This is a genomic window from Burkholderia sp. TSV86 (assembly GCF_001522865.1).
Lineage (GTDB): Bacteria > Pseudomonadota > Gammaproteobacteria > Burkholderiales > Burkholderiaceae > Burkholderia.
Map to the genome: position 1 here is coordinate 1 of NZ_LOWB01000094.1, position 1238 is coordinate 1238.

At 60.8% G+C, this 1238-nt stretch carries 1 protein-coding gene and 1 other annotated feature; the gene reads left to right on the forward strand.

From position 1 onward, the window contains the following. Window positions 1-15: 15 nt before the first annotated feature. Window positions 16-1238, forward strand: a protein-coding gene (locus tag WS68_RS16040; protein ID WP_156429540.1) for an IS3 family transposase whose coding sequence is annotated in 2 segments (ribosomal slippage) — window positions 16-307 and window positions 307-1238 — 1224 coding nt annotated over the 2 segments. Because the reading frame shifts where the segments join, the coding sequence is not laid out codon by codon here. This gene is flagged as partial in the annotation. Continuing rightward, window positions 297-413, forward strand: a sequence feature (AL1L pseudoknot). (Overlaps the previous gene by 117 nt.)

Genomic DNA, 1238 nt, shown 5'->3' on the forward strand with positions numbered 1-1238 from the left:
TGAGAGAATGGAGCCATGAACAAGAAGCCAAGCAAGTTTTCCCCGGAAGTCCGAGAGCGCGCGGTGCGCCTGGTGCGCGAACAGCGTAGCGAACATCCGTCGATGTGGGTGGCGATCGAGTCGATTGCGCCGATGATCGGCTGCACACCGCAGACACTGCATGAGTGGGTCAAGCGCGACCAGGTCGACCACGGTGAGCGCGATGGCGTGACCACAGACGAGCGCGAGCGCCTCAAGGCCTTGGAGCGCGAAGTCAAGGAGTTGCGTCGTGCCAACGAGATTCTCAAGGTCGCGAGCGCGTTTTTCGCCCAGGCGGAGCTCGGCCGCCGTTTCAAGTCCTGAAGGCCTTCATCGATCAGCATCGCGACACCTTCGGGGTCGAGCCGATCTGCAAGGTCTTGCGGATTGCCCCGTCGGGTTACCGACGACATGCCGCGCAGCTTCGTGATCCATCGCGGCGCTCTGTTCACGCAATCCGCGATGAACGTCTGCGGCCGGAGATCAAGCGTGTGTGGCAGGCCAACATGCAGGTCTACGGCGCGGATAAAGTCTGGAAGCAGATGAACCGGGAGCGTATCGCGGTGGCGCGCTGCACGGTCGAACGGTTGATGAAGCAACTGGGTTTGCGCGGCGTGATGCGAGGCAAGCGTGTTCGCACGACTGTTCCTGATGCCATAGCCCCGCGCCCGCTGGATCGGGGCAATCGCCAGTTCAAGGCGGCACGGCCGAACCAGCTCTGGGTTTCGGATTTCACCTACGTTTCGACGTGGCAGGGCTGGCTGTATGTGGCTTTCGTGATAGATGTGTTCGCTCGCCGTATCGTCGGCTGGCGAGTCAGCAGTTCGATGACCACGGACTTCGTTCTGGATGCCCTTGAACAGGCGCTTTACGCGCGACGCCCGGGCGACGACGGAACCTTGATACACCATTCCGACAGAGGGTCCCAATACGTCAGCATTCGCTACAGCAAACGGCTGGCCGAAGCGGGCATCGAACCGTCGGTCGGCAGCCGGGGAGACAGCTATGACAACGCCCTGGCTGAAACCATCAACGGCTTGTACAAGGCTGAACTGATTCATCGCCGCACCTGGAAAACGCGGGAATCCGTTGAACTGGCAACGCTGCAGTGGGTGGCCTGGTTCAATCATCATCGGTTGATGGAACCCCTCGGCTATATCCCGCCCGCCGAAGCTGAGGCAAACTACTATCGGCAACTTGAAACAGCTGCCGCTGAACCC